This window comes from Streptomyces sp. RKAG337 (assembly GCF_023701715.1).
Lineage (GTDB): Bacteria > Actinomycetota > Actinomycetes > Streptomycetales > Streptomycetaceae > Actinacidiphila.
Genome location: NZ_JAJOZA010000001.1, coordinates 6,686,169 through 6,705,367, shown reverse-complemented (window position 1 = coordinate 6,705,367; position 19,199 = coordinate 6,686,169). Strand labels below are relative to the sequence as shown.

Genomic DNA, 19,199 nt, shown 5'->3' with positions numbered 1-19,199 from the left:
ACCGGTGACGGACCTTCACTTCTCGGCCTGCAAAGCCCAGATGATGATAGGAATTGACCGATTTAGCCCATATTGCGACGCCGAGCCTATACAGCTTGTATGACATATCCCGGCATCCAGGGCTGTTCCGGGTGTGTCGGCAGGCCGGCACACCGTCGTGGAGCGGGGTGCCGGGTGTCGTGGTGCCGAGTGCGCTCAGTCGCCGGCCCGCGGCAGTGCCGGGAGCCGGGGCTCGCGCAGCCACGCGGTGAACAGGGCGTCCAGCGGGCGCGGGGTGTACTCCTGCGCGAGCGCGGTGAACTGCTCGGTGGTGACGGTGCGGTGGCGGTGCTGCGACGTCCAGGTGCGCAGCAGCGCGAAGAACGCGGTGTCGCCCATGGTCGTCCGCAGTGCGTGCAGCGTGAGCGCACCGCGCTTGTAGAGCCGGTCGTCGAACATCCGCCGTACGCCCGGGTCGGCGAGCCGCAGATCCTGCGGCAGTCCGGCGAGCCGGGTGTGCGCGCGGGTGGCCAGCACGGTGGCGGGGGCGCCGCCCGCGGCCTCCGACCACAGCCATTCGGCGTAGCAGGCGAAGCCCTCGTTCAGCCAGATGTGACGCCAGTCGGCGAGGGTGAGGCTGTTGCCGAACCACTGGTGGGCCAGCTCATGGGCCACCAGGCGCTCGAAGCCGCGCCGGCCGTCGACGTGGTTGGCGCCGAAGACCGACAGGGCCTGCGCCTCGACCGGCACCTCCAGCTCCTCGTCGACCACGACCACCGCGTAGTCGTCGAAGGGGTACGGCCCGAAGAGGTCCTGGAACAGCTCCATCATCTCCGGCTGGCGGCCGAAGTCGTGGGCGAACGGGGCGAGCAGGGCGACCGGGACGGCCGCGGGCTGCGCGATCGGGCCGCCGAGGTGCTCCACCAGCTCGTAGGGGCCGATCTGGACGCTGGCGAGATAGCTGGCCATCGGCGCCCGCTGCTCGTAGACCCAGGTCGTGGTGGAACCGCCGATGGTGCACGACTCCAGGGTGCCGTTGGCGAGCACCGTGCACACCGTCGGCGCCGTCACCGTGATGCGGTAGACGGCCTTGTCCGACGGGTGGTCGTTGCAGGGGAACCAGGAGGGCGCGCCGATCGGCTGGGCGGCCACCAGCGCGCCGTACTCCAGCGGCTCCCAGCCCAGGTCGCCCCAGTAGCGGCTGCGGATCGGCCGCGGGGTGCCGACGTAACGCACCTCGACGGTGAAGGGCGTGCCCGCGGGCAGTTCACGGGCGGGGCGCACCCGCAGCTTCCCGGCGCGGTGGGTGTAGCGGGCGGGCCGCTTGCCGTCCACCAGGACCCGGTCGATCCGGAACGCTCCGAGGTCGAGGCTGAACTCGGAGAGCGCGTGCTCGGTGACCGCGGAGATCCGGGCCCGGCCGGACAACCGGTCGGCGCTCGGCCGGAAGTCCAGCTCCAGGTCGTAGCGCACCGTGCGGTAGCCGCCGTTGCCGTGCTCGGGCAGGTACGAATCGGTGGAGACGGCCGCCCCGGGCCTGGCCGGGGCGGCCGCACGGCCGCCCCCCGGTGCCTTGTTCACTAACTGCGGGTCCCCTCTGCGTGCCGGTCGGTGTGCCAGGCGGCGATCGGGTTGCCGAGCCAGCGGGTGCCCTCGGGCACCGATTCGCCGCGCATGACGAGCGACGCGGGACCGATGGTGGTGCGCGGCCCGACGGTCGCGCCGGGGAGCACGATGCCATGCGGACCCAGGGTTGAACCATCCCCCAGCGTGACCGTGTCCATGCGCATGATCCGGTCGTGGAACAGATGGGTCTGCACCACGCAGCCCCGGTTGACGGTGGCCCCGGCGCCGACCCGCACGAGGTCGGCCTCCGGCAGCCAGTACGTCTCGCACCAGGCGCCGCGTCCGATCCGCGCGCCGAGCGTGCGCAGCCACAGGTTCATCAGCGGGGTGCCGGGGACCGATCCCACCAGCCACGGCACGGCGAGCACCTCGACGAAGGTGTCCGCGAGCTCGTTGCGCCACACGAACGAGCTCCACAGCGGATGCTCGACCGTCCGGAACCTGCCGACCAGCAGCCACTTGGCCGCGGCGGCGACCACGCACGCCAGCAGACCCGCGGCCGCCATCAGCAGACCGCCGCACAGGGCGGCGACGACGAGTCCCGCCGTGCTCACCAGGGCCTCGAACGCGCCCACGAACAGGACCGCGAGGGCGACGGTGCACATGACCGGGACGACCCGGCACACCTCGACGGCGGCGCGCGCCACCATCAGGGCGCGTGGCGGGTCGTAGGTACGGCTCTGGTCGCCGGCCTCGGCGGCCCGGGGCAGCTTCATCGGCGGCATGCCCAGCCAGGAGCTGCCCGCCTTGGCGCCCTTCGGCGTCGAGGACAGGACACCGACCAGGCCGTTCTTCGGTACCGAGCGGCCGGGCGCGGTCATCCCGGAGTTGCCCAGGAACGCCCGCTTGCCGACCCGGGCGGCGGCGATGCGCATCCACCCGCCGCCCAGCTCGTAGGTGGCGACCATCGTGTCGTCGGCGAGGAACGCGCCGTCGCCGACCGTGGTCATCGCGGGCAGCGCCAGGACGGTCGACGCCTCGACGCGCCGCCCGACCTTCATGCCCAGGGCGCGCAGCCACACCGGCGTGAAGAGGCTCGCGTACAGCGGGAAGAGCACGACGCGGGCGGTGTTCATCAGCCGCTCGGTGGCCCAGGCCCGCCAGGCGACGGCGCTGTGCACGGCGTGATATCCCTCGCGCAGTCCGGTGCCCAGCGCCCTGACCAGGACCAGGACGAGCAGCGCGTAGGTGGCCAGCGAGACGACCGTGGCGAGCGGTACGGCGATCAGCGCGGCGGCGAGCACGTCGCCGGGCGCGGACTCGCCGCGGACGAAGAGCAGCAGCGTCAGCAGTCCTGGCAGCGCCGCGAGCGCGGGCAGCAGGCCCAGCGCGGTGGAGGTGAGGCCGTAGACCAGGGACCACCCACGGGTGCGCGGCGGGCGGCTGCCGGGCCAGCGGTGGGCGGCCTTGCCGGAGCGGGCCGCGGGAACGCCCGACCAGCGCTGGCCGGCCGGTACCGCCCCGGTCACTCCGGAGCCCGGCGCGATCTCGGCGCGCTTGCCGACGCGGGCGCCGGGGAACAGGGTGCTGCGCGCGCCGACCGTGGCCGCCGCGCCGATCCGGATCTTGCCGATGTGCAGCAGGTCGCCGTCGAGCCAGTGGCCGGACAGGTCCACCTCGGGTTCGACGGCGCAGCCCTTGCCGAGCCGCAGCATCCCGGTGACGGGCGGCAGCGAGTGCAGATCGGCGTCCGCACCGATCCGCGCGCCGAGCGCCCGGGCGTAGTGGGTGATCCAGGTGCCGGTCAGCCGGTTGGCGCCGACGCGCTCGGCGAGGCGTTCCGCGGTCCACAGCCGCAGGTGGACGCTGCCGCCGCGCGGATAGGTGCCGGGCCGGACCCCGCGCAGCAGCAGCCGCGCGCCGCCGGCCGCGACGGCGACCCGGCCGGCCGAGCTGACGCACAGCAGCCAGCCCAGCGCCACCCACCACCAGGACACGGCGGGCGCCCACGGGAAGTCCCCGTACCGGGCGAGCACGTTGTTCAGGGCGGCGACGCCCACGGCCCAGCGCAGCCCCGAGATCGTCAGCAGGGGGAGCATCAGCGCCAGTTGTACGGCGCCGGCGCGCCGCGGGGTGGGCCGTACGGTCCGCACGGCGCTCTCGCGGGCGTCCGACGCCTCCAGGACGCGGGCCAGCGCGCCCAGCGACGGGTTCTGGTAGATGTCGCTGACGGAGACGTTGGGGAAGCGCGCACGGATGAGGGCGACCAGGCGGGCGGCGCCGAGGCTGCTGCCGCCGATCGCGAAGAACTCGGCGTCGGCGGTGCCGACGGAGGTGCCGAGGATCTCGGCCCACTGTTCCGCGAGCCACCCCTCGGTGCCTTCCAGCGGGCTCTCCTGCCCGGAGGTGTCCACGGAGGGCAGCGGCCAGGGCAGCGCGGCCCGGTCGACCTTGCCGGAGGTCCGGGTGGGCAGCGTGTCGACCACCGCGATGAGCGGCACGAGCGAGGCGGGCAGCGCCTCGCGCAGCCGGCGCAGCGCGTCGACGGGGTCGAACACACTGCTGACGACGCCCACTTCGGCCTCGTCGGTCCGGGCTTCGTCGGTCCGGGCTTCGTCGGTCTGGGCTTCAGCCGCTTGGGCTTCAGCCGCCTGGGCCTGGTCGGCCCGCGCTTCGCCGTCGGGGGGCTCGTCGCCGGCCGGGGTGTCGGCGGCCGTGTCCTGCGCCGCGCTCACCACATAGCCGACGAGGATCTGGTTGCCGCCCCGGGTGGTGCGGACGGCGGCCGCGGCACCCGCGACGTTCGGCAGCGCCTGCAGCGCCGCGTCGACCTCGCCGAGTTCGATCCGGCGGCCGCCCAGTTTGATCTGCTCGTCCGCCCTGCCGACGAACAACAGCCCTTCGGCGTCCGCACGGACCAGGTCACCGCTGCGGTAGGCGCGCTCCCAGCCCAGTGAGGGCAGCGGCGCGTACTTCTCGGCGTCCTTGTCCGCGTCGAGGTAACGGGCCAGCCCGACCCCGCCGATGACGAGTTCGCCGACCTCGCCCATGGGCACGAGCTCGCCCCGCGCGTCCACGACCGCCAGGTCCCAGCCGTCGAGCGGCAGCCCGATCCTGACCGGGCCCTCGCCGGTGAGCTGAGCGGCGCAGGCGACGACGGTGGCCTCGGTGGGACCGTAGGTGTTCCACACCTCGCGGCCCTCGACGGCCATCCGCTCGGCGAGTTCGGGCGGGCACGCCTCGCCGCCGAAGATCAGCAGCCGGACGTCGTCGAGTGCTTCCGACGGCCACAGCGCCGCCAGGGTGGGCACCGTCGACACGACGGTGATGCGCTGTTCGACCAGCCATGGGCCCAGGTCGAGCCCGGTGCGGACCAGTGACCGGGGGGCGGCGACGAGGCAGGCGCCGTACCGCCAGGCCAGCCACATCTCCTCGCAGGAGGCGTCGAAGGCGACCGACAGCCCGGCCAGCACCCGGTCCCCGGGGCCGATGGGCTCCTCGGTGAGGAAGAGCCCGGCCTCGGCGTCCACGAACGCCGCGGCGCTGCGGTGGGAGACGGCAACGCCCTTGGGCTTGCCGGTCGATCCCGAGGTGAAGATGATCCAGGCGTCGTCGTCGGGTCCGGGCCGCCGGCCCACGGCGCCGTGCGGGGTACCGCAGGGCCGGATCTCGCGGTGCGCGCCGATGACGGCGCTCACTCCCGCTTCGGAGAAGACCAACTCGGCGCGTTCTTCGGGGTCTTCGGCGTCCACCGGCACATAGGCGGCGCCTGCCGCCAGCACCGCGAGGATCGAGATGTACAGGTCGTTGGTGCCGGACGGCACCCGGATGCCGACCCGGTCGCCGGCGCCGATGCCCGCCGCCGCGAGCCGCAGCCGCAGCGCCTCGGTCTCGGCCGCCAGGGCGCGGTAGCTCAGCGCCGTGGAACCGTCGTCGACGGCTGCGCCGTTCGGGTGTCTTCGGGTGGTCTCGGCGAGGATGTCGAGCAGGGTCCGCTCGGGCGCGGGACCGTTCCCGGAGAAGACCGCGCGGGGCGGTGCCAGGAGCTCCGCGGGGTCGATCAGTGTGTCGAGCGTCAGCTCGGGTGCCTCTGCCAGCGTCATACAGCGCTCCCGTTCCCGGCCGGGGTGAAGGACGGCGGCGCACAGCGCGCGTCGATCCGATCAGTGCCGGCCAGGAACGGACGCATGTCTTACCCTCCGAGGTACGTGGACTGCTTGCCGGGTGCCGCGGGCGCGCTCCGGGGACGGACCGTCCCGGCCCGCCGGGTGAGCGCCGTATCCGGGTCTTCCGCCGGGGCCGCGCTGCGCTCGGGCTCCGCGGCATCCGCGCCGCGGCAAGGGGGCCGAAGGGCACGTTACCGGTGCAAGGTGAACACGGCCTGCCGGGTTTGACCCGAGTGGCCGGTATCACAACAGCCCCGACCCGCCTCGGTGCAGTCGTTCACCTCCGGCTTCAGAAGCCGAAAACCGCCCCGGTACCCCCTGCCTTGATGCAGGTGTTCGCGTACGTGTGGGAGTACGAGACGCGTTGCCCCTGCCACACTCCGTCCGCGGTGACCACCACCGGATCCCAGATCTTGGGGCAGATCCGGTTGGGGTCGGAGGCTAACAGCGCCTCGAAGTTCCCGCCCGCCAGGGTCAGTTCGGTGCAGGCGGCCTGTGCGTCCGGGTGGTCGCCTCCGGCGGTGGGGCGACAGCGCAGCAGCACGGCCCGCTGGACAGCGGCGGTCGCGGCGTCCTCGCCCTTGCCGATGGTCAGCACCATCGACGAGGGCGCGTACAGACTGTGCGGCTGGGCGGATTCGGCTCGGGCGGTCCCACTGGTGCCCGCCACGCAGCTGAGAGCCAGGGCGGCCCCCACTCCGATCGCACCTAGGGTGTATCGCATTCCGAACACTCCTTCTCCGTTGGTTGCGGATAACGGACAGGAGTATTACGGAGGTGTTTCGTGGCTGCACTTCGAACGATCACTTCCGGTCGCGGTGTGTGATCGGACGATGGCTCATTGTTCGATACGGGCAGCTCAGTGGCCGCCCAGGGCACCCCCGCCGAACCGTCCAGCATGCGGACACCCGCGCGTGGCGCGGACAGGGGCACGTCCGTGAACTGGGAGAACGTCGGACCCCGAGGGTTCCCGGCCCACCGCTGTCGACCTGAAACCACCGCTTTTCGCGGTCGAAAGGGGGGTCGGCGGTACGCCAGGAGTCGCAGAGCGGGACGGGTCAGGTGGCCGAGCCGGCGGCGGCACCGGTCTTCAGGTCCGGACCCCAGCGGTCGAGCGACTCCTGGAGGTCCAGCGCCCGCAGCTTCGGCTCGTCCCCGGCCGGCCAGTCCTCGCGCGGCACCCGCCACATGATCTCGAACTCGTTGCCGTCGGGGTCCTTGGCGTACAGGGACTTCGACACTCCGTGGTTGGTCGCGCCGACCAGCGAATCGCGCTCCGTCAGCTTGGCGGCGGTGTCGGCGAGTTCGCCGAGCGTGCCGACCTCCCAGGCCAGGTGGTAGAGGCCGACCCGGCCCTGCTCGGGGCCGGGGGCGTCCGCACCGATCGCGAAGAGGCCGAGGTCGTGGTCGTTGAGAGTGTCCTGGGCGCTGAGGAAGGCGGCCCGCCCGGGGATCTCCACATCGACCTTGAAGCCGAAGACATCGGTGTAGAACTCGACGGCGCGCGCGACATCGCGGATGTAGAGCACTGCGTGGTTGAGGCGGCGTACAGGCATGGTGGCGCTCCTGGTCGGACATCGGTCGGCCCCGTGGTCGGCGGGCCTGGTTCGACGGTACGCCGACTCAGTTGAAACTTCAAGCAATCTGCCTTGAAAGTTCAAGTACTCAGGGACGGAGCTTACCGGGTGGCGCCGCCCGCGACGCTCAGTGCACGGCGTCGGAGAGCCGGACGAACCGGTGGCCGGCCGCGAGCAGCCCGGGCAGGGCCCGGGCCATGCCCTCGGCCGTACCGCCGGCGGGGTGGTTCATATGGCCGATGACGATCGATCCGGCGGTCGCCGTGAGCGCGGCGCTACGCACCTGGGAGGGGGTGAACGTGGCCCCCGCGTCGGCGTTGACGCTGAATCCGGCGAACCGCTCCCCCAGTTCGGCGACGATGCGCGCCGCGATGTCGTCGCAGTACGCGGTGCCGGAGCGGAAGAACCGCGGCGGATGTCCGAGCAGCGCGGTGAGCTTGTCCTGGTTCCCCGCGACCTCGTCGAAGACCTCCCCCGCGTCGCGCGTCCCGGCGATGCCGTACGCGGAGCGGCCCGATACCGACAGCGGCCGGTGGCGCGTCCCGTGGTTGGCGATCTCGAACAGCGGATCGCTCGCGAGCTGCTCGAAGTGCGCGCGGTTGGCGTCGATCCAGCGCGCGTTGAGGAAGAGCGTCGCGGGCACCTTGCGGGTCCGCAGCAGGTCGATCAGCTCCCGGTCGTAGCCGCCACCGCCCGGCCCGCCGCACGCGTCGAAGGTCAGCGCTATCGCCCGTCCCGCGGCGGACGGCAGCTCGGTGACCACCCCGGGAGCGGTGAAGCCCCAGCCGGTGGGGGTCATCCGGCCGTAGCGGGCGACGGTCGCGGCCCGGGTGACCCGGGGAGCCGGCTTGGGCGACGGCGGTGCGGGGGACGGTCGCAGAGCGGACGGTGCGGGGACGATGCCGGGCCCGGGCGGGGACGACGGTTCCGGCGACCGTTCGGCCGGGTCGGGCGCCGAGGTGCACCCCGCCAGAAATCCGCCCGCCACGGCCGTGAGCATCAACCGGCGACCCAGCGACATCCGTTCCCCCGTACATGATCCATGACGCACGTGCCCGGCCGCTGCCAGCCAATTCCGATGACCATACGATGTGACCGGTCCAGTGGCCGAAGAAGATCGCGGAGCCGGAGTGTCGGCGCGGCATCCGGACACCCGGCGCCCGGTTTACGGAACTTTCGTCCCCGGCAGCGCGTCCAGTAGACCGGAGGAGACGATCTCCGCGGCAGGACACAGTGGTACGGGAACGGAGCTCTTGGTGTACATCGGCCTTCTGACAGCCGTCGCGGCATCGGCCTGCTACGGCACGGGGTCGGTCCTACAGGCCGTGGGATCACGCAGGTCGGCCCGCCTCGAGGCGGCCGCCGCCTCGACCACCGGCACCACCGAGCACGGCGGCCCGAGCCTGTCCTCCACCGCCAAGGCCGCCGTGACCTGGGAGTTCATGCTCGGCACGGTGCTGGACTTCATCGGCTTCGGGCTCGGGGCACTGGCCGCCCGGCTGCTGCCGCTGTTCCTCTCCCAGACGGTGATCAGCGCCAACCTGGTGATCACCGCGGTGCTGAGCATCAGGATGCTCGGCATCCGGCTGAGCCGGCCCGAGTGGATCTCCATCGGTGTCGTCTGCTCCGCCCTGGTGCTGCTGGCCACGGCGGCGGGTCCCGAGGGCAGCGGTCACACCGCACGCGCCACCCACTGGTGGCTGCTCGCCACCGCCGTGACGATCATCGGGGCCGGCAGCCTGCTGGTACGCCGGCTCGGCGCCCGCGGCGCGATCCTGGCCGGTCTGCTGTCCGGGCTGGGCTTCGGCGCCCTGGGCGTCGGCGTGCGGGTGCTGGACGGCGTGGACCCGTTCGACCTCCCGACGCTGCTGGCGGACCCCGCCCTGTACGCGATCCTGGTCGCCGGCATCGGCGGCATGTACCTGCACACGGTGGCCCTGCAGATCGGTTCGATCAACGGCGCCACGGCCGCGCTGGTGGTCGGCGAGACCGTGGTCCCGGGCATCCTCGGGGTGCTCTGGCTCGGCGACACCTCCCGCGACGGCTTCGGCTGGGTGGCGATCGCCGGCTTCGTCCTGGCCGTGACGGGCGCGGTGGCCGTCGCCTGGTACGGGCAGCCGGCGGGCGCCGACGCCGCGGAACCGGCGGTCGAGCTCGCCCCCGCCGGAAGCTGACACGGCGGCGGAGGGGGGTGCGCGATCTTGCGCGGCCGCTGGGCGTAGCGTCGCGGGGGTTGAGCACGAAAGAGAAGAGGGACCCGCCATGGGTGAACTGATCCTGGTCCGGCACGGCGAGACCGAGTGGAGCGCGTCGGGGCAGCACACCAGCTACACCGACCTGCCGCTCACCGCCCGGGGCGAGGAGCAGGCGCGCGGTCTGGCACCCCTGCTGGCGGAGTTCCGCATCGCGCTCGTCCTGACCAGCCCGTTCGGACGCGCGGTGCACACCGCCGAGCTCGCGGGCCTCGCCAGCACCACCGTCGATCCCGATATGCACGAGTGGGACTACGGCAGCTACGAGGGCATCACCACGAACGAGATCCACCGGACGCGGCCGGACTGGGACCTGTGGACCGACGGCGTGCCCCCCGGTGTCCCCGGGCACCCCGGCGAGCTGCCGGCGGAGGTCGGCGCGCGCGCCGACCGGGTGCTCGCCCGGGTGGACGCCGCGTTCCGCGATCTCGGGGACGCCGGGGACATCGTCCTGGTGGCCCACGCCCACTTCCTGCGGGTGCTGACCGCCCGCCGGCTGGGACTCCCGGCGGCGGACGGCGCCCTGTTCCAGCTGGCCACCGGGACCGTCAGCCGGATCGGCACCGAGCACGGCCGTCCGGTCCTCGTGTCCTGGAACCGCATGCCCTGAGCCGCACCGGGCAGCCGCACCCTGCGGGCCGGAGTGCTCCGGGACACGCCGGGTCACCTCGATGTCGTCCTCTGTGCACGAGGCGTCCGCACCCCCGACACTGAGGCGAAGCACTCACTAGGGAGCGGGTATGACGGTGACAGCCGACCGGCAGGTATCCCGCCTCACCTCGCCCTGGACGCGCGGCCTCGCCGCGGCCGCGGCGGGCGCGTTGCCGGCGCTCGCCTTCCCCGCGCTGTCGCTCTGGTGGCTGGCCTACGTGGCGCTGGTGCCGTGGATCCTGCTCACGCGCTCCGCGCCGACGGGCCGCCGCGCCGCACTCGACGGCTGGCTGGGCGGGGCCGGCTTCATGCTGGCCGTGCACCACTGGCTGTTCCCGAGCCTCAACGTCTTCATCGTCGTGCTGGCCCTGCTGCTGGGGACCCTGTGGGCGCCGTGGGGGTGGCTGCTGCGGCGGACGCTGGGCGGGCGGCCCGGCCCGCGGCGGGTGGCCGCCGCCATGGTGCTTGCGCCGTGCGGATGGCTGATGGTCGAGCTGGCGCGCTCCTGGCAGTACCTGGGCGGTCCGTGGGGGCTGTTGGGGGCCAGTCAGTGGCAGGTCGCCCCCGCGCTGCGGCTGGCGTCGGTCGGCGGGGTCTGGCTGATCAGCGCGCTGGTCGTGACGGTGAACACGGCGGTGGCGGCGCTGATCGCGGCGCCCTCCGTCCGCGCCCCGGCCGGCGCCGCGCTGGCCGCGGTGGCGGTCGGCACGACCGCCGTGTGGCTGGGCGCGCCGGTGCCCGACCGGACCGGGACGGTACGGATCGCGGTGGTGCAGCCGGGTGTGATCGAGGGGGCTGAGGCCCGGTTCGACCGCGAGGAACAGCTGACCCGCACGCTCGCCGGGCAGCGGGTGGACCTGGTGGTGTGGGGCGAGAGCAGCGTCGGCTTCGACCTGTCGTCCCGGCCGGACCTCGCCGACCGGCTCGCCGCGCTCGCCCGGGAGGTCGACGCGGACGTCCTGGTGAACGTGGACGCCCAGCGGGCCGACGGGCGCGGTATCTCGAAGACGTCGGTGCTGGTGGGGGCGGACGGCATCACCGGCCCGAGCTACGACAAGATGCGTCTGGTGCCGTTCGGCGAGTACATCCCGTTCCGCTCGGTACTGGGCTGGGCCACATCGGTCGGTAAGGCGGCCGGCGAGGACCGCAGGCGCGGCGACCGCCAGGTGGTCATGACCGCCGGGAACCTGCGCTTCGGGCCGCTGGTGTGCTTCGAGTCGGCCTTTCCCGACATGAGCCGGAAGCTGGTCGACGACGGGGCGCAGCTGCTGGTGGCGCAGTCGTCCACCTCGTCGTTCCAGGGCAGTTGGGCACCGCCCCAGCACGCCTCGCTCGCCGCGCTGCGGGCCGCGGAGACCTGGCGTCCGATGGTGCACGCCACCCTGACCGGGGTGAGCGCGGTCTACGACGGCCAGGGGCGGCAGGTGGGCTCATGGCTGGGCACCAGCGCCAGCACGGCGGCGGTGTACCAGGTGCCGCTGTCGGAGGGCCGCAGCCCGTACGTCCGGTTCGGCGACTGGGTGCCGCACCTCGCGCTGCTGATCGTCGTGCTGGCCGCGGGGTACGAGGTCTCGCTGCGGGTCAGGCGGACTGCTCGCGAATCGCGGTGACGATCCGCTCGCACAGTTCATGGGTGCGCAGCGCGTCCTGGGCGTCGAGCAGCTTGCCGCTGCGCACCGCGTCCAGGAAGACCAGGATGATCTGCTCGATGCCGCGCTGGCGGGCGACCGGAACCCAGTCGCCGCGGCGGCGCAGGGTGGGCTGGCCCTTGTGGTCGATGACGTCGGCGAGATTGACGACCTGGCGCTTGGTGTCGTCGCCGCTCACCTCGAGGATCTCCTCGGTGGAGCCGCTCATCCGGTTCATCGTGCCGATGGCGGTGAACCCGTCGCCGGACAGCTGCAGGACGACGTGGTGCAGCAGGCCGTCGCGGATCTTGGCGCGGACGTCGGTGTGCTCGATGGGCCCGGGCGCGAGATAGCGCAGGGTGTCGACGACATGGATGAAGTCGTCGAACACCACGGAGCGGGGCTCCTCGGCGAGCCCGACCCGGTTCTTCTGCATCAGGATCAGATCGCGCGGGTGGTCCGCGCACTGGGTGTAGCCCGGCGCGTAGCGGCGGTTGAAGCCGGCCATCAGGCTGACCCGGCGCTGCTCGGCGAGGTTCACCAGGTGCCGCGCCCCGTCGAGGTCGGGCGCGAACGGCTTGTCGACATAGGCCGGGACACCGGCTTCGATCAGCGCCTCGGTGATCTCGACGTGCCGGTCGGTGGGCGCGTGCACGAAGGCGGCGTCGAGCCCCTGCCCGATCAGCGCGTCCAGGCTGGTGTGCCGGTGCGGCAGCCGGAGGGCGTCACCGACCCGGTCCAGGGTGGCGGGGGTACGGGTGTGCAGGTGCACTTCGATCCCCGGCTGGGCGGCGAGCACCGGCAGATACGCCTTCTGGGCGATGTCACCGAGGCCGATCACCCCGATTTTCAGGGGGGCGTTGCCGGATCCCATGTGCCTCTCCCGTTCTGCCGCTACCGCTCGACCGCGCCCGCCGCCGCTGCCGCGCGCGTCGCCGCCCGCGTCGCCGTGGCGACAGGTCCGATGTGTTCTGGCAGCATACGGGGCCTGCCGGAGCCGTCCTCCGGCGGTGTCACTCCGCGTCACTCCTGCGGGGAATACCCAACGGTGCCGCCGACCGGCAGAGTTGTCCGAATGCGTCATTTAGCAGCAGTAGTGCTCATTGCGGCGGCCTCGGCCGTCACCGGGTGTACGACGGTGCCCTCGCAGCCCGCCCCCGGCCCCTCGTCGGCGCCGGTGTTGCCCGTCCTCCCGCTCCCCCAGGACCGGACGGTCGTCCGGCAGCCGGACCAGCAGTCGCTCGCGACCGTACCGGTGCAAGAACCGGACCCCGGTCCCCCGGCCTCCGCCGCGGCTCCCGCGCCCCCGCAGCCCGTGCGGCGCCATCACCGGGCACGGACTCCGGTGGCGCCCGCGGAACGTGATCCGGTGCCCGCCGCCAAGGCGGCTCCGCACCCCCGCCCGGCGGCGTCACTGCCCGGCGGGGCGGGGGTCTGCGCGCTGGGCGAGACGTACGGCGGCTGGGCCGAGGACAGCGCCGCGGCGCGGATCTGCCACGAGTCCTACGGCCGGTGACCGGAGCCGTCCAGCCTCAGCTCCATCCGTCCGATCGCGGCCCGCAGGCCGTCGCCGTAGTCGTCGTCACCGAGCGCCCCCGAGGCGCTCCTCGCCCGGACGAGGTGGTTGCGCGCCAGCTCCCGCTCGCCGACCTTCAGGTAGTCGGCGGCGAGGTTCAGGTGCAGTGACGGATAGAAGCCCCGCACGGCGAGCGACTCGTGGTGCCGGCCGGTGCGTTCGTCGGAGAGACCGTCGGCCGCCCGCAGGGCTCTGAGGTCCCACTCCAGTTCGTCCTCGGGATCGTCCTGGGTGTCGGCCATGAAGTGCGCGAGCGTGCAGCGGTGGAGGGGATCGCCGTCCTCGCCGATCTCCTCCCACAGTCGACCGAACCGGGTCCTGGCCTCTTCACGGTCGCCGCCGTGCAGCAGCATCATGACCTGGCCGATCCGCGTCATGACCGCGTCCTGGCCGACACCCCAACCCTGTTCCTGATCCGTCACTGCCGCCTCCTGCGCCCCGCGGGCGTCCCGTTCCCGCTGATCCTGCTGACGCTAGCCGCAGGGTCCGGAAAACCCGGTCAGGCGCGGACACCGAGGTCGGGCACCCGCCAGTCGATCGGGTCGTGGCCCTGGGCCTTGACCGCGTCGTCGATCTGCGTGAAGGGGCGGCTGCCGAAGAAGAGCTTCGCGGACAGCGGTGAGGGGTGCGCGCCCTGGATCACCGTGTGCCGCTCCGTGTCGATCAGCGGGAGCTTCTTCTTGGCGTAGTTCCCCCACAGCACGAACACCGCCGGGTCCGACCGGTCGGAGACGGCCTTGATCACCGCGTCGGTGACCTTCTCCCAGCCCTTGCTCTTGTGCGAGTTCGCCTCGCCCTCCCGCACCGTCAGCACCGCGTTGAGCAGCAGGACGCCCTGCTCGGCCCACGGCATCAAGTAGCCGTTGTCCGGCACCGGGTGGCCGAGCTCCTCCTTCATCTCCTTGAAGATGTTGCGCAGCGACGGCGGGGTCTTCACGCCCGGCCGCACCGAGAAGCACAGCCCGTGCCCCTGTCCCTCGCCGTGGTACGGGTCCTGGCCGAGGATCAGCACCTTCACCCGGTCGAAAGGAGTGGCCTCCAGGGCCGCGAAGACCTCGTCCCGGGGCGGGAAGATCTTGTGCGTGGCCCGCTCGGTCTCCACGAACTCGGTGAGCTGCTGGAAGTACGGCTTCTCCAACTCCTCGCCGAGGACGTCCTGCCAGGATTCGGGCAGCATGCTGGGCACGTCAGGAACCTCCGGTACACGATCCGTTGCTGGAACTCAGAACGTACCGGGAGCCACTGACAACGCGCTCCGCGGGTGCGTACGCGACGCCCGGCGGCACGCGCGGAAACAGCTGAGCCGGGCCCGGACCGAAGCCCGGACCCGGCTCGCCGGACCCACTCAGGCGACGCCCGCGTGCAGGAACAACCCGCCGTCGACGACGAGGGTCTGGCCGGTGATCCACCCGGCCTGGTCGGAGAGCAGGAAGGCGGCTGCGCCGCCGATGTCCTCCGGGACGCCCAGCCGCTTGAGCGGATAACCCGCGGCGGCCTCCTCCTCGCGGCCCTCGTACAGCGCCGCGGCGAACTTCGTCTTGACCACCGCCGGGGCGATGGCGTTCACCCGCACGCCCGGCGCCATCTCGGCGGCGAGCTGGATCGTCAGGTTGACCATGGCGGCCTTGCTGATGCCGTAGGCGCCGATGAAGGGCGACGGGGCGAGACCGGCGACCGAGGCGATGTTGACGATCGCCCCGCCGTTCTCCTTCTGCCAGGCCTTCCAGGTCTGCTGCGCGAAGCCGAGCGCCGAGATCACATTGGTCTCGAAGACCTTGCGCGCGACGTTCAGGTCGAGTTCGGCGATCGGGCCGAAGACCGGGTTGGTGCCGGCGTTGTTCGCCAGGAAGTCGACGCGCCCGAACGCCTCCATGGTGCGTTCGACGGCGACGGCCTGGTGGGCCTCGTCGTGCGCCTTGCCGGCCACCCCGATCACCCGGTCGGCGCCGAGCTTCTCGACGGCCTCCTTGAGCGCGTCCTCGTTCCGGCCGGTGATGCAGACGCGGTCGCCACGGGCCACCAGGGCCTCGGCGATGCCGTAGCCGATACCGCGGCTGGCGCCGGTGACGAGGGCGACCTTGCCGCTGTCGGTGGGAATCTCACGTGTCATGGTGCTCAGATCTCCGATGCGCGTCAGTTGAGCGGGCCGCCGGCCACGTACAGGACCTGGCCGGAGACGAAGCCGGCCTGCTCACCGGTGAAGAAGGCGATCGCGTTGGCGATGTCGTCCGGGTTGCCGACCCGCTGGACGGGGATCTGGGTCGCGGCGGCGGCCTGGAACTCCTCGAAGCCCATGCCGATCCGGGCGGCCGTGGCGGCGGTCATGTCGGTGACGATGAAGCCGGGCGCCACGGCGTTGGCGGTGACGCCGAACTTGCCGAGCTCGAAGGCCAGCGTCTTGGTGAAGCCCTGCAGACCCGCCTTCGCGGCCGAGTAGTTGACCTGGCCGCGGTTGCCGAGCGCGGAGCTCGACGACAGGTTGACGATCCGGCCGAACTTCGCCGCCACCATGTGCTTCTGCACCGCGCGGGACATCAGGAAGGCACCCCGGAGGTGCACGTTCATGACGGTGTCCCAGTCGGTCGCGCTCATCTTGAACAGCAGGTTGTCGCGGAGCACACCCGCGTTGTTCACGAGGATGGTCGGCGCGCCCAGCTCCTCCGCGACCCGGGCCACCGCCGCCTCGACCTGCGCCTCGTCCGATACGTCGCAGCCGACCGCGAGCGCCCTGCCGCCGTCCGCCGTGATCTGCTCGACGGTCTCCTTGCAGGCACCCTCGTCGAGGTCGAGTACGGCGACGGCGCGGCCCTCGGCCGCCAGCCGCTTGGCGGTGGCGGCGCCGATGCCGCGCGCGGCCCCGGTCACGATCGCGACGCGCTGCTCGGTCGTGGACATGCAGTCTCCTTGCCCTCAGATACGGCGCCGGGCGGAATCCCGCACGGACTCCGCACATGAGCAACCGCTTAGTAGGTTAGTTGTCGAAACCGTAGGAGCCCTGTGACCCGCTGTCAACGGAACCCCTCGCGAGTGTGTTTCAGCGCACCAGGAGACCGAGCAGCCGGTCCACCTCGGCCTCCGGGTCCGCGGTCAGCCCGGTGTGGATCGGACCGGGCTGCACCACCGTGCTGCGCGGCGCCGTGAGCCAGCGGAAACGCCGTCCCGGGTCGTCGCCGGCCGCCTGTCCGGCCCGTTCCCCGCCCTCGCACACACCCTCGTACCCGCGCAGCGCGGCGCGCACCCCCTCGACGTCCACCTTCTCGTCGAGACAGCGCAGCCGCGCCTCGTCCAGGTGGATCCGCGCGCCGACGAACGACTGCGCGCGGCAGTAGACCAGCACCCCCGCGTTGATCATCTCGCCGCGCTCGATCCGCGGTACGACGCGCACCAGCGCGTACTCGAACACATCCCGGCCACTGCCCCGGTACCCGGTCACTTCGCGGCCTTCCCGTCCACCCAGGTGCGCAGCCAGTCCGGCGCGTCCTGCTTCGGCTTCTGTCCCGCCACGAGGACGATCCGCTCGTGCACGGAGCCCGCGCGGGCGAGCAGCACCCGCTCGTACGCCCTGCGCACCTCGTCGGGACCGTCGAAACCGGGCTCCCCGTCCAGCCACTCGTCGGGCACCAGAGCGGTGACCTCGCGCAGCAGCTCCTCGGTGACCTTGGGCGCCAGCTCGGCCGCGGCGGCGGCCGGGTCGGGCGAGAACCGGGACAGCGCGTGGTCGGCAGCGTCGAAGGGCTTCGCCGACGCCTGTTCGGCCGTCTTCCAGTTGTGGTGCCAGATCAGTGAGGCGCCGTGGTCGATGAGCCAGAGGTCCTTGTGCCAGATCAGCAGATTGGGGTTGCGCCAGGACCGGTCCACATTGCCGATCAGGGCGTCGAACCAGACGATGCGGCCGGCCTCGGCCGGCTCGATCTCGAAGACCAGCGGGTCGAACCCGAGCGAGCCCGGCAGGAAGTCCATCCCCAGGTTGAGGCCGCCGCTGGACTTGAGCAGATCCTGGATCTCCGCGTCGGGCTCGCCGAGCCCGATCACCGGGTCGAACTGGAACCGGACGAGCTCGGGGACGCGCAGTCCCAGCCGGCGGGCCAGCTCGCCCGCCACGATCTCGGCGACCAGCGCCTTGCGGCCCTGCGCGGCGCCGGTGAACTTCACGACGTACGTACCGAGGTCGTCGGCCTCGACCACCCCCGGCACCGAGCCGCCCTCGCGCAAGGGCGTCACGTAACGGATCCCTGTTACCTCTGTGAGCATCGCCCCAGGCTACTTGCGCGGCGCCGGACCACGGCGACCGTGGGGGACGGTGGCGACGTCCGGTGATCACGAATGCGCTGGGCCATCAGCCGGAATTCTTCGGGAAGCTTTGAACGCGCCGGAGGATCTCTGCGTATGACCGGGCGGGCACGGCATCACGCCCACCGGGCGACCGCTCCCGCGCCACCCGGCTCCTCTACCGACAGGACGTGCCACATGACCGACACCTCCGGTATTCCCGCGGCTCCGACCCGCCGCACGATGGTCGCCGCGGCGGGCGGCGTGGGTCTCATCGCCGCTCTGACCGCGTGCGGCGGATCGGATACGAAGGCCAGTGACACCCCGGCCACCACCCCGGCCCAGCCTTCGGCCCCGGCGGACTCCTCGGCACCGGCCGCCACCGCTCCGGGCGGGGGCGGCGCCGACGCACTGGCCAAGACCACGGACATCCCGGTCGGCGGCGGAAAGATCTTCGCGGACCAGAAGGTCGTCGTCACCCAGCCGACCGCCGGTGACTTCAAGGCGTTCTCCGCGGTCTGCACGCACCAGGGCTGTGCGGTCAGCGACGTGGCGGACGGCACCATCAACTGCCCCTGCCACGGAAGCAAGTTCAAGATCGCGGACGGCAGTGTCGCCGCCGGTCCGGCGACCAAGCCGCTGGCCGCCGCCAAGGTCACCGTCGCGGGCGGCTCGTTGCAGCTGGGCTGACGGGCGCGAGCGGGCTGTGGCAGCGCCGCCGGGGCGTTGGCGGCTACGGCTTTCCGGCGTGCTGCCCCTGCCGCTTCCAGCAGGCCAGGATGTCGTCGGTCGTACTGACCGTGGAGACGAGCGCGAGGGTGTGCCGGACGACGGCCTCGGTGTACTCGCGGGGCACCCCCGCGATGGCGTCGGCGGGAACCACCACCTGGTACCCCAGGTTGACGGCGTCGAAGACGGCATTGGGGATCGCGATGTTCGCGGAGACCCCGGTGACGATCAGGGTGCGGCAGCCCAGGTTGCGCAGCAGCGCGTCCACATCGGTCCCGGCGATCGGTGACAGCCCGTGCAGCCGGCGTACGACCAGGTCGCCGTCGGCGAGCGGTATCCCCTCGGCGAGCCGCACGGCCGGCGTGCCGGTCAGCTGCTGCACGGGCAGCCGCCCGGCGGCACGGAAGAGCCGCGCGTTGTGGTTGGCGCCGAGCCCGTCCGGGCGGCGTTCGGCGATGGCGTGCAGGACGGCGGCGCCCACCTCGTGGGCGCCGCCGACCAGCCGTGCCACATTGCCCAGTGCCCCGGAGTCCCGCGCCTCGGCGGCGAGTTCCGGCAGCGCGCTGTCCGGCCCGACGACGCCGCGCTGGCACTCCACGGTCAGTACGGCGGTGACCGCCGGGTCCAGCAGTTCCGCCAGCCGGTCGCTCGGCGCCATGACTGCCCCCTCGTACGACGGACCTCAACGGCCGCAACGGACCGCGACGGACCGCAAGGGGCCCGCAACGGATGACGACGGAGCGACCGTAGCTGACGAACCGTCAGCCAGGAAGGGCCGCGGCGCGCGAGAGCGGACCCGCCGGCCA

Annotated in this window: 18 protein-coding genes; 5 read left to right on the top strand and 13 right to left on the bottom strand. The window is 72.4% G+C overall.

Annotated features, from left to right (window positions below):
• Positions 1 to 195 precede the first annotated feature (195 nt).
• From LNW73_RS29765 to LNW73_RS29745, 5 genes are all read right to left on the bottom strand, one after another.
• The gene (locus LNW73_RS29765) at positions 196 to 1,560 is read right to left on the bottom strand and encodes a M1 family metallopeptidase (RefSeq protein WP_250992017.1); all 1,365 of its coding nucleotides are present in this window, start codon (positions 1,558 to 1,560) and stop codon (positions 196 to 198) included.
• Positions 1,560 to 5,648: a Pls/PosA family non-ribosomal peptide synthetase gene (locus LNW73_RS29760; RefSeq protein ID WP_250992016.1), complete on the bottom strand. Its 4,089-nt coding sequence runs from the start codon at positions 5,646 to 5,648 to the stop codon at positions 1,560 to 1,562. The genes LNW73_RS29765 and LNW73_RS29760 overlap by 1 nt, the downstream gene beginning before the upstream one ends.
• Positions 5,649 to 6,000: 352 nt before the next feature.
• Entirely contained in the window at positions 6,001 to 6,435 is a 435-nt protein-coding gene (locus tag LNW73_RS29755; RefSeq protein ID WP_250992015.1) for a subtilase-type protease inhibitor, read from the bottom strand.
• Positions 6,436 to 6,769: 334 nt separating this feature from the next.
• Complete coding sequence (locus LNW73_RS29750) at positions 6,770 to 7,267, bottom strand: VOC family protein (RefSeq protein ID WP_250974635.1); 498 nt, start codon at positions 7,265 to 7,267, stop codon at positions 6,770 to 6,772.
• A gap of 148 nt (positions 7,268 to 7,415) precedes the next feature.
• The gene (locus LNW73_RS29745; RefSeq protein WP_250992014.1) at positions 7,416 to 8,276 is read right to left on the bottom strand and encodes a polysaccharide deacetylase family protein; all 861 of its coding nucleotides are present in this window, start codon (positions 8,274 to 8,276) and stop codon (positions 7,416 to 7,418) included.
• 268 nt (positions 8,277 to 8,544) lie between these two features.
• On the opposite strand from LNW73_RS29745, the gene LNW73_RS29740 reads away from it, so the two are divergent.
• The 3 genes from LNW73_RS29740 to lnt all read left to right on the top strand — a co-directional run bounded on the left by LNW73_RS29740 (position 8,545) and on the right by lnt (position 11,801).
• Positions 8,545 to 9,462: a hypothetical protein gene (locus tag LNW73_RS29740; protein WP_250992013.1), complete on the top strand. Its 918-nt coding sequence runs from the start codon at positions 8,545 to 8,547 to the stop codon at positions 9,460 to 9,462.
• Between the two features lie 88 nt (positions 9,463 to 9,550).
• Entirely contained in the window at positions 9,551 to 10,150 is a 600-nt protein-coding gene (locus tag LNW73_RS29735) for a histidine phosphatase family protein (RefSeq protein ID WP_250992012.1), read from the top strand.
• A gap of 130 nt (positions 10,151 to 10,280) precedes the next feature.
• A complete protein-coding gene (gene lnt, locus LNW73_RS29730) occupies positions 10,281 to 11,801 on the top strand; it encodes an apolipoprotein N-acyltransferase (RefSeq protein WP_250992011.1) in 1,521 nt (506 codons plus the stop codon).
• Here lnt and LNW73_RS29725 read toward each other — a convergent pair.
• Positions 11,773 to 12,672: a Gfo/Idh/MocA family protein gene (locus LNW73_RS29725; protein ID WP_250993082.1), complete on the bottom strand. Its 900-nt coding sequence runs from the start codon at positions 12,670 to 12,672 to the stop codon at positions 11,773 to 11,775. The two genes, lnt and LNW73_RS29725, sit on opposite strands and share 29 nt — an antisense overlap.
• A 285-nt stretch (positions 12,673 to 12,957) precedes the next feature.
• Between LNW73_RS29725 and LNW73_RS29720 the strand changes: the two genes are divergently transcribed.
• On the top strand, positions 12,958 to 13,335 hold the full coding sequence (locus LNW73_RS29720; RefSeq protein ID WP_250974640.1) for a hypothetical protein: 378 nt from the start codon (positions 12,958 to 12,960) through the stop codon (positions 13,333 to 13,335).
• On the opposite strand, the gene LNW73_RS29715 is transcribed toward LNW73_RS29720, so the two are convergent.
• From LNW73_RS29715 to LNW73_RS29690, 6 genes are all read right to left on the bottom strand, one after another.
• Positions 13,323 to 13,772: a hypothetical protein gene (locus LNW73_RS29715; protein ID WP_250980046.1), complete on the bottom strand. Its 450-nt coding sequence runs from the start codon at positions 13,770 to 13,772 to the stop codon at positions 13,323 to 13,325. The two genes, LNW73_RS29720 and LNW73_RS29715, sit on opposite strands and share 13 nt — an antisense overlap.
• 122 nt (positions 13,773 to 13,894) lie before the next feature.
• Positions 13,895 to 14,572, bottom strand: coding sequence for a uracil-DNA glycosylase (gene ung / locus LNW73_RS29710; RefSeq protein WP_250980047.1), 678 nt, complete (start codon positions 14,570 to 14,572; stop codon positions 13,895 to 13,897).
• A 168-nt stretch (positions 14,573 to 14,740) separates the two neighbouring features.
• Positions 14,741 to 15,505 carry an SDR family oxidoreductase gene (locus LNW73_RS29705; protein WP_250992010.1) on the bottom strand — a complete coding sequence of 255 codons (765 nt, stop codon included), beginning with the start codon at positions 15,503 to 15,505 and terminating at the stop codon, positions 14,741 to 14,743.
• Positions 15,506 to 15,528: 23 nt separating this feature from the next.
• Positions 15,529 to 16,290, bottom strand: coding sequence for a 3-oxoacyl-ACP reductase FabG (gene fabG / locus LNW73_RS29700; RefSeq protein ID WP_164299520.1), 762 nt, complete (start codon positions 16,288 to 16,290; stop codon positions 15,529 to 15,531).
• A gap of 139 nt (positions 16,291 to 16,429) precedes the next feature.
• Positions 16,430 to 16,828: a DUF3037 domain-containing protein gene (locus tag LNW73_RS29695; RefSeq protein ID WP_250974642.1), complete on the bottom strand. Its 399-nt coding sequence runs from the start codon at positions 16,826 to 16,828 to the stop codon at positions 16,430 to 16,432.
• Entirely contained in the window at positions 16,825 to 17,646 is an 822-nt protein-coding gene (locus LNW73_RS29690; RefSeq protein ID WP_164299522.1) for a HipA family kinase, read from the bottom strand. Before LNW73_RS29690 ends, LNW73_RS29695 begins: the two co-directional genes overlap by 4 nt.
• A gap of 216 nt (positions 17,647 to 17,862) precedes the next feature.
• Here LNW73_RS29690 and LNW73_RS29685 point away from each other — a divergent pair, with 216 nt between their 5' ends.
• A complete protein-coding gene (locus LNW73_RS29685; protein ID WP_250992009.1) occupies positions 17,863 to 18,354 on the top strand; it encodes a Rieske (2Fe-2S) protein in 492 nt (163 codons plus the stop codon).
• A gap of 43 nt (positions 18,355 to 18,397) precedes the next feature.
• On the opposite strand, the gene LNW73_RS29680 is transcribed toward LNW73_RS29685, so the two are convergent.
• The gene (locus LNW73_RS29680; protein ID WP_250992008.1) at positions 18,398 to 19,051 is read right to left on the bottom strand and encodes an isochorismatase family cysteine hydrolase; all 654 of its coding nucleotides are present in this window, start codon (positions 19,049 to 19,051) and stop codon (positions 18,398 to 18,400) included.
• Positions 19,052 to 19,199 lie beyond the last annotated feature (148 nt).

Coding starts and splice junctions, on each gene's coding strand:
- LNW73_RS29760 (WP_250992016.1), bottom strand. CDS start 5,648: ATGACGCTGGCAGAGGCACCCGAGCTGACGCTCGACACACTGATCGAC.
- LNW73_RS29755 (WP_250992015.1), bottom strand. CDS start 6,435: ATGCGATACACCCTAGGTGCGATCGGAGTGGGGGCCGCCCTGGCTCTC.
- LNW73_RS29750 (WP_250974635.1), bottom strand. CDS start 7,267: ATGCCTGTACGCCGCCTCAACCACGCAGTGCTCTACATCCGCGATGTC.
- LNW73_RS29735 (WP_250992012.1), top strand. CDS start 9,551: ATGGGTGAACTGATCCTGGTCCGGCACGGCGAGACCGAGTGGAGCGCG.
- lnt (WP_250992011.1), top strand. CDS start 10,281: ATGACGGTGACAGCCGACCGGCAGGTATCCCGCCTCACCTCGCCCTGG.
- LNW73_RS29715 (WP_250980046.1), bottom strand. CDS start 13,772: ATGACGCGGATCGGCCAGGTCATGATGCTGCTGCACGGCGGCGACCGT.
- ung (WP_250980047.1), bottom strand. CDS start 14,572: ATGCTGCCCGAATCCTGGCAGGACGTCCTCGGCGAGGAGTTGGAGAAG.
- LNW73_RS29705 (WP_250992010.1), bottom strand. CDS start 15,505: ATGACACGTGAGATTCCCACCGACAGCGGCAAGGTCGCCCTCGTCACC.
- fabG (WP_164299520.1), bottom strand. CDS start 16,290: ATGTCCACGACCGAGCAGCGCGTCGCGATCGTGACCGGGGCCGCGCGC.
- LNW73_RS29690 (WP_164299522.1), bottom strand. CDS start 17,646: ATGCTCACAGAGGTAACAGGGATCCGTTACGTGACGCCCTTGCGCGAG.
- LNW73_RS29685 (WP_250992009.1), top strand. CDS start 17,863: ATGACCGACACCTCCGGTATTCCCGCGGCTCCGACCCGCCGCACGATG.
- LNW73_RS29680 (WP_250992008.1), bottom strand. CDS start 19,051: ATGGCGCCGAGCGACCGGCTGGCGGAACTGCTGGACCCGGCGGTCACC.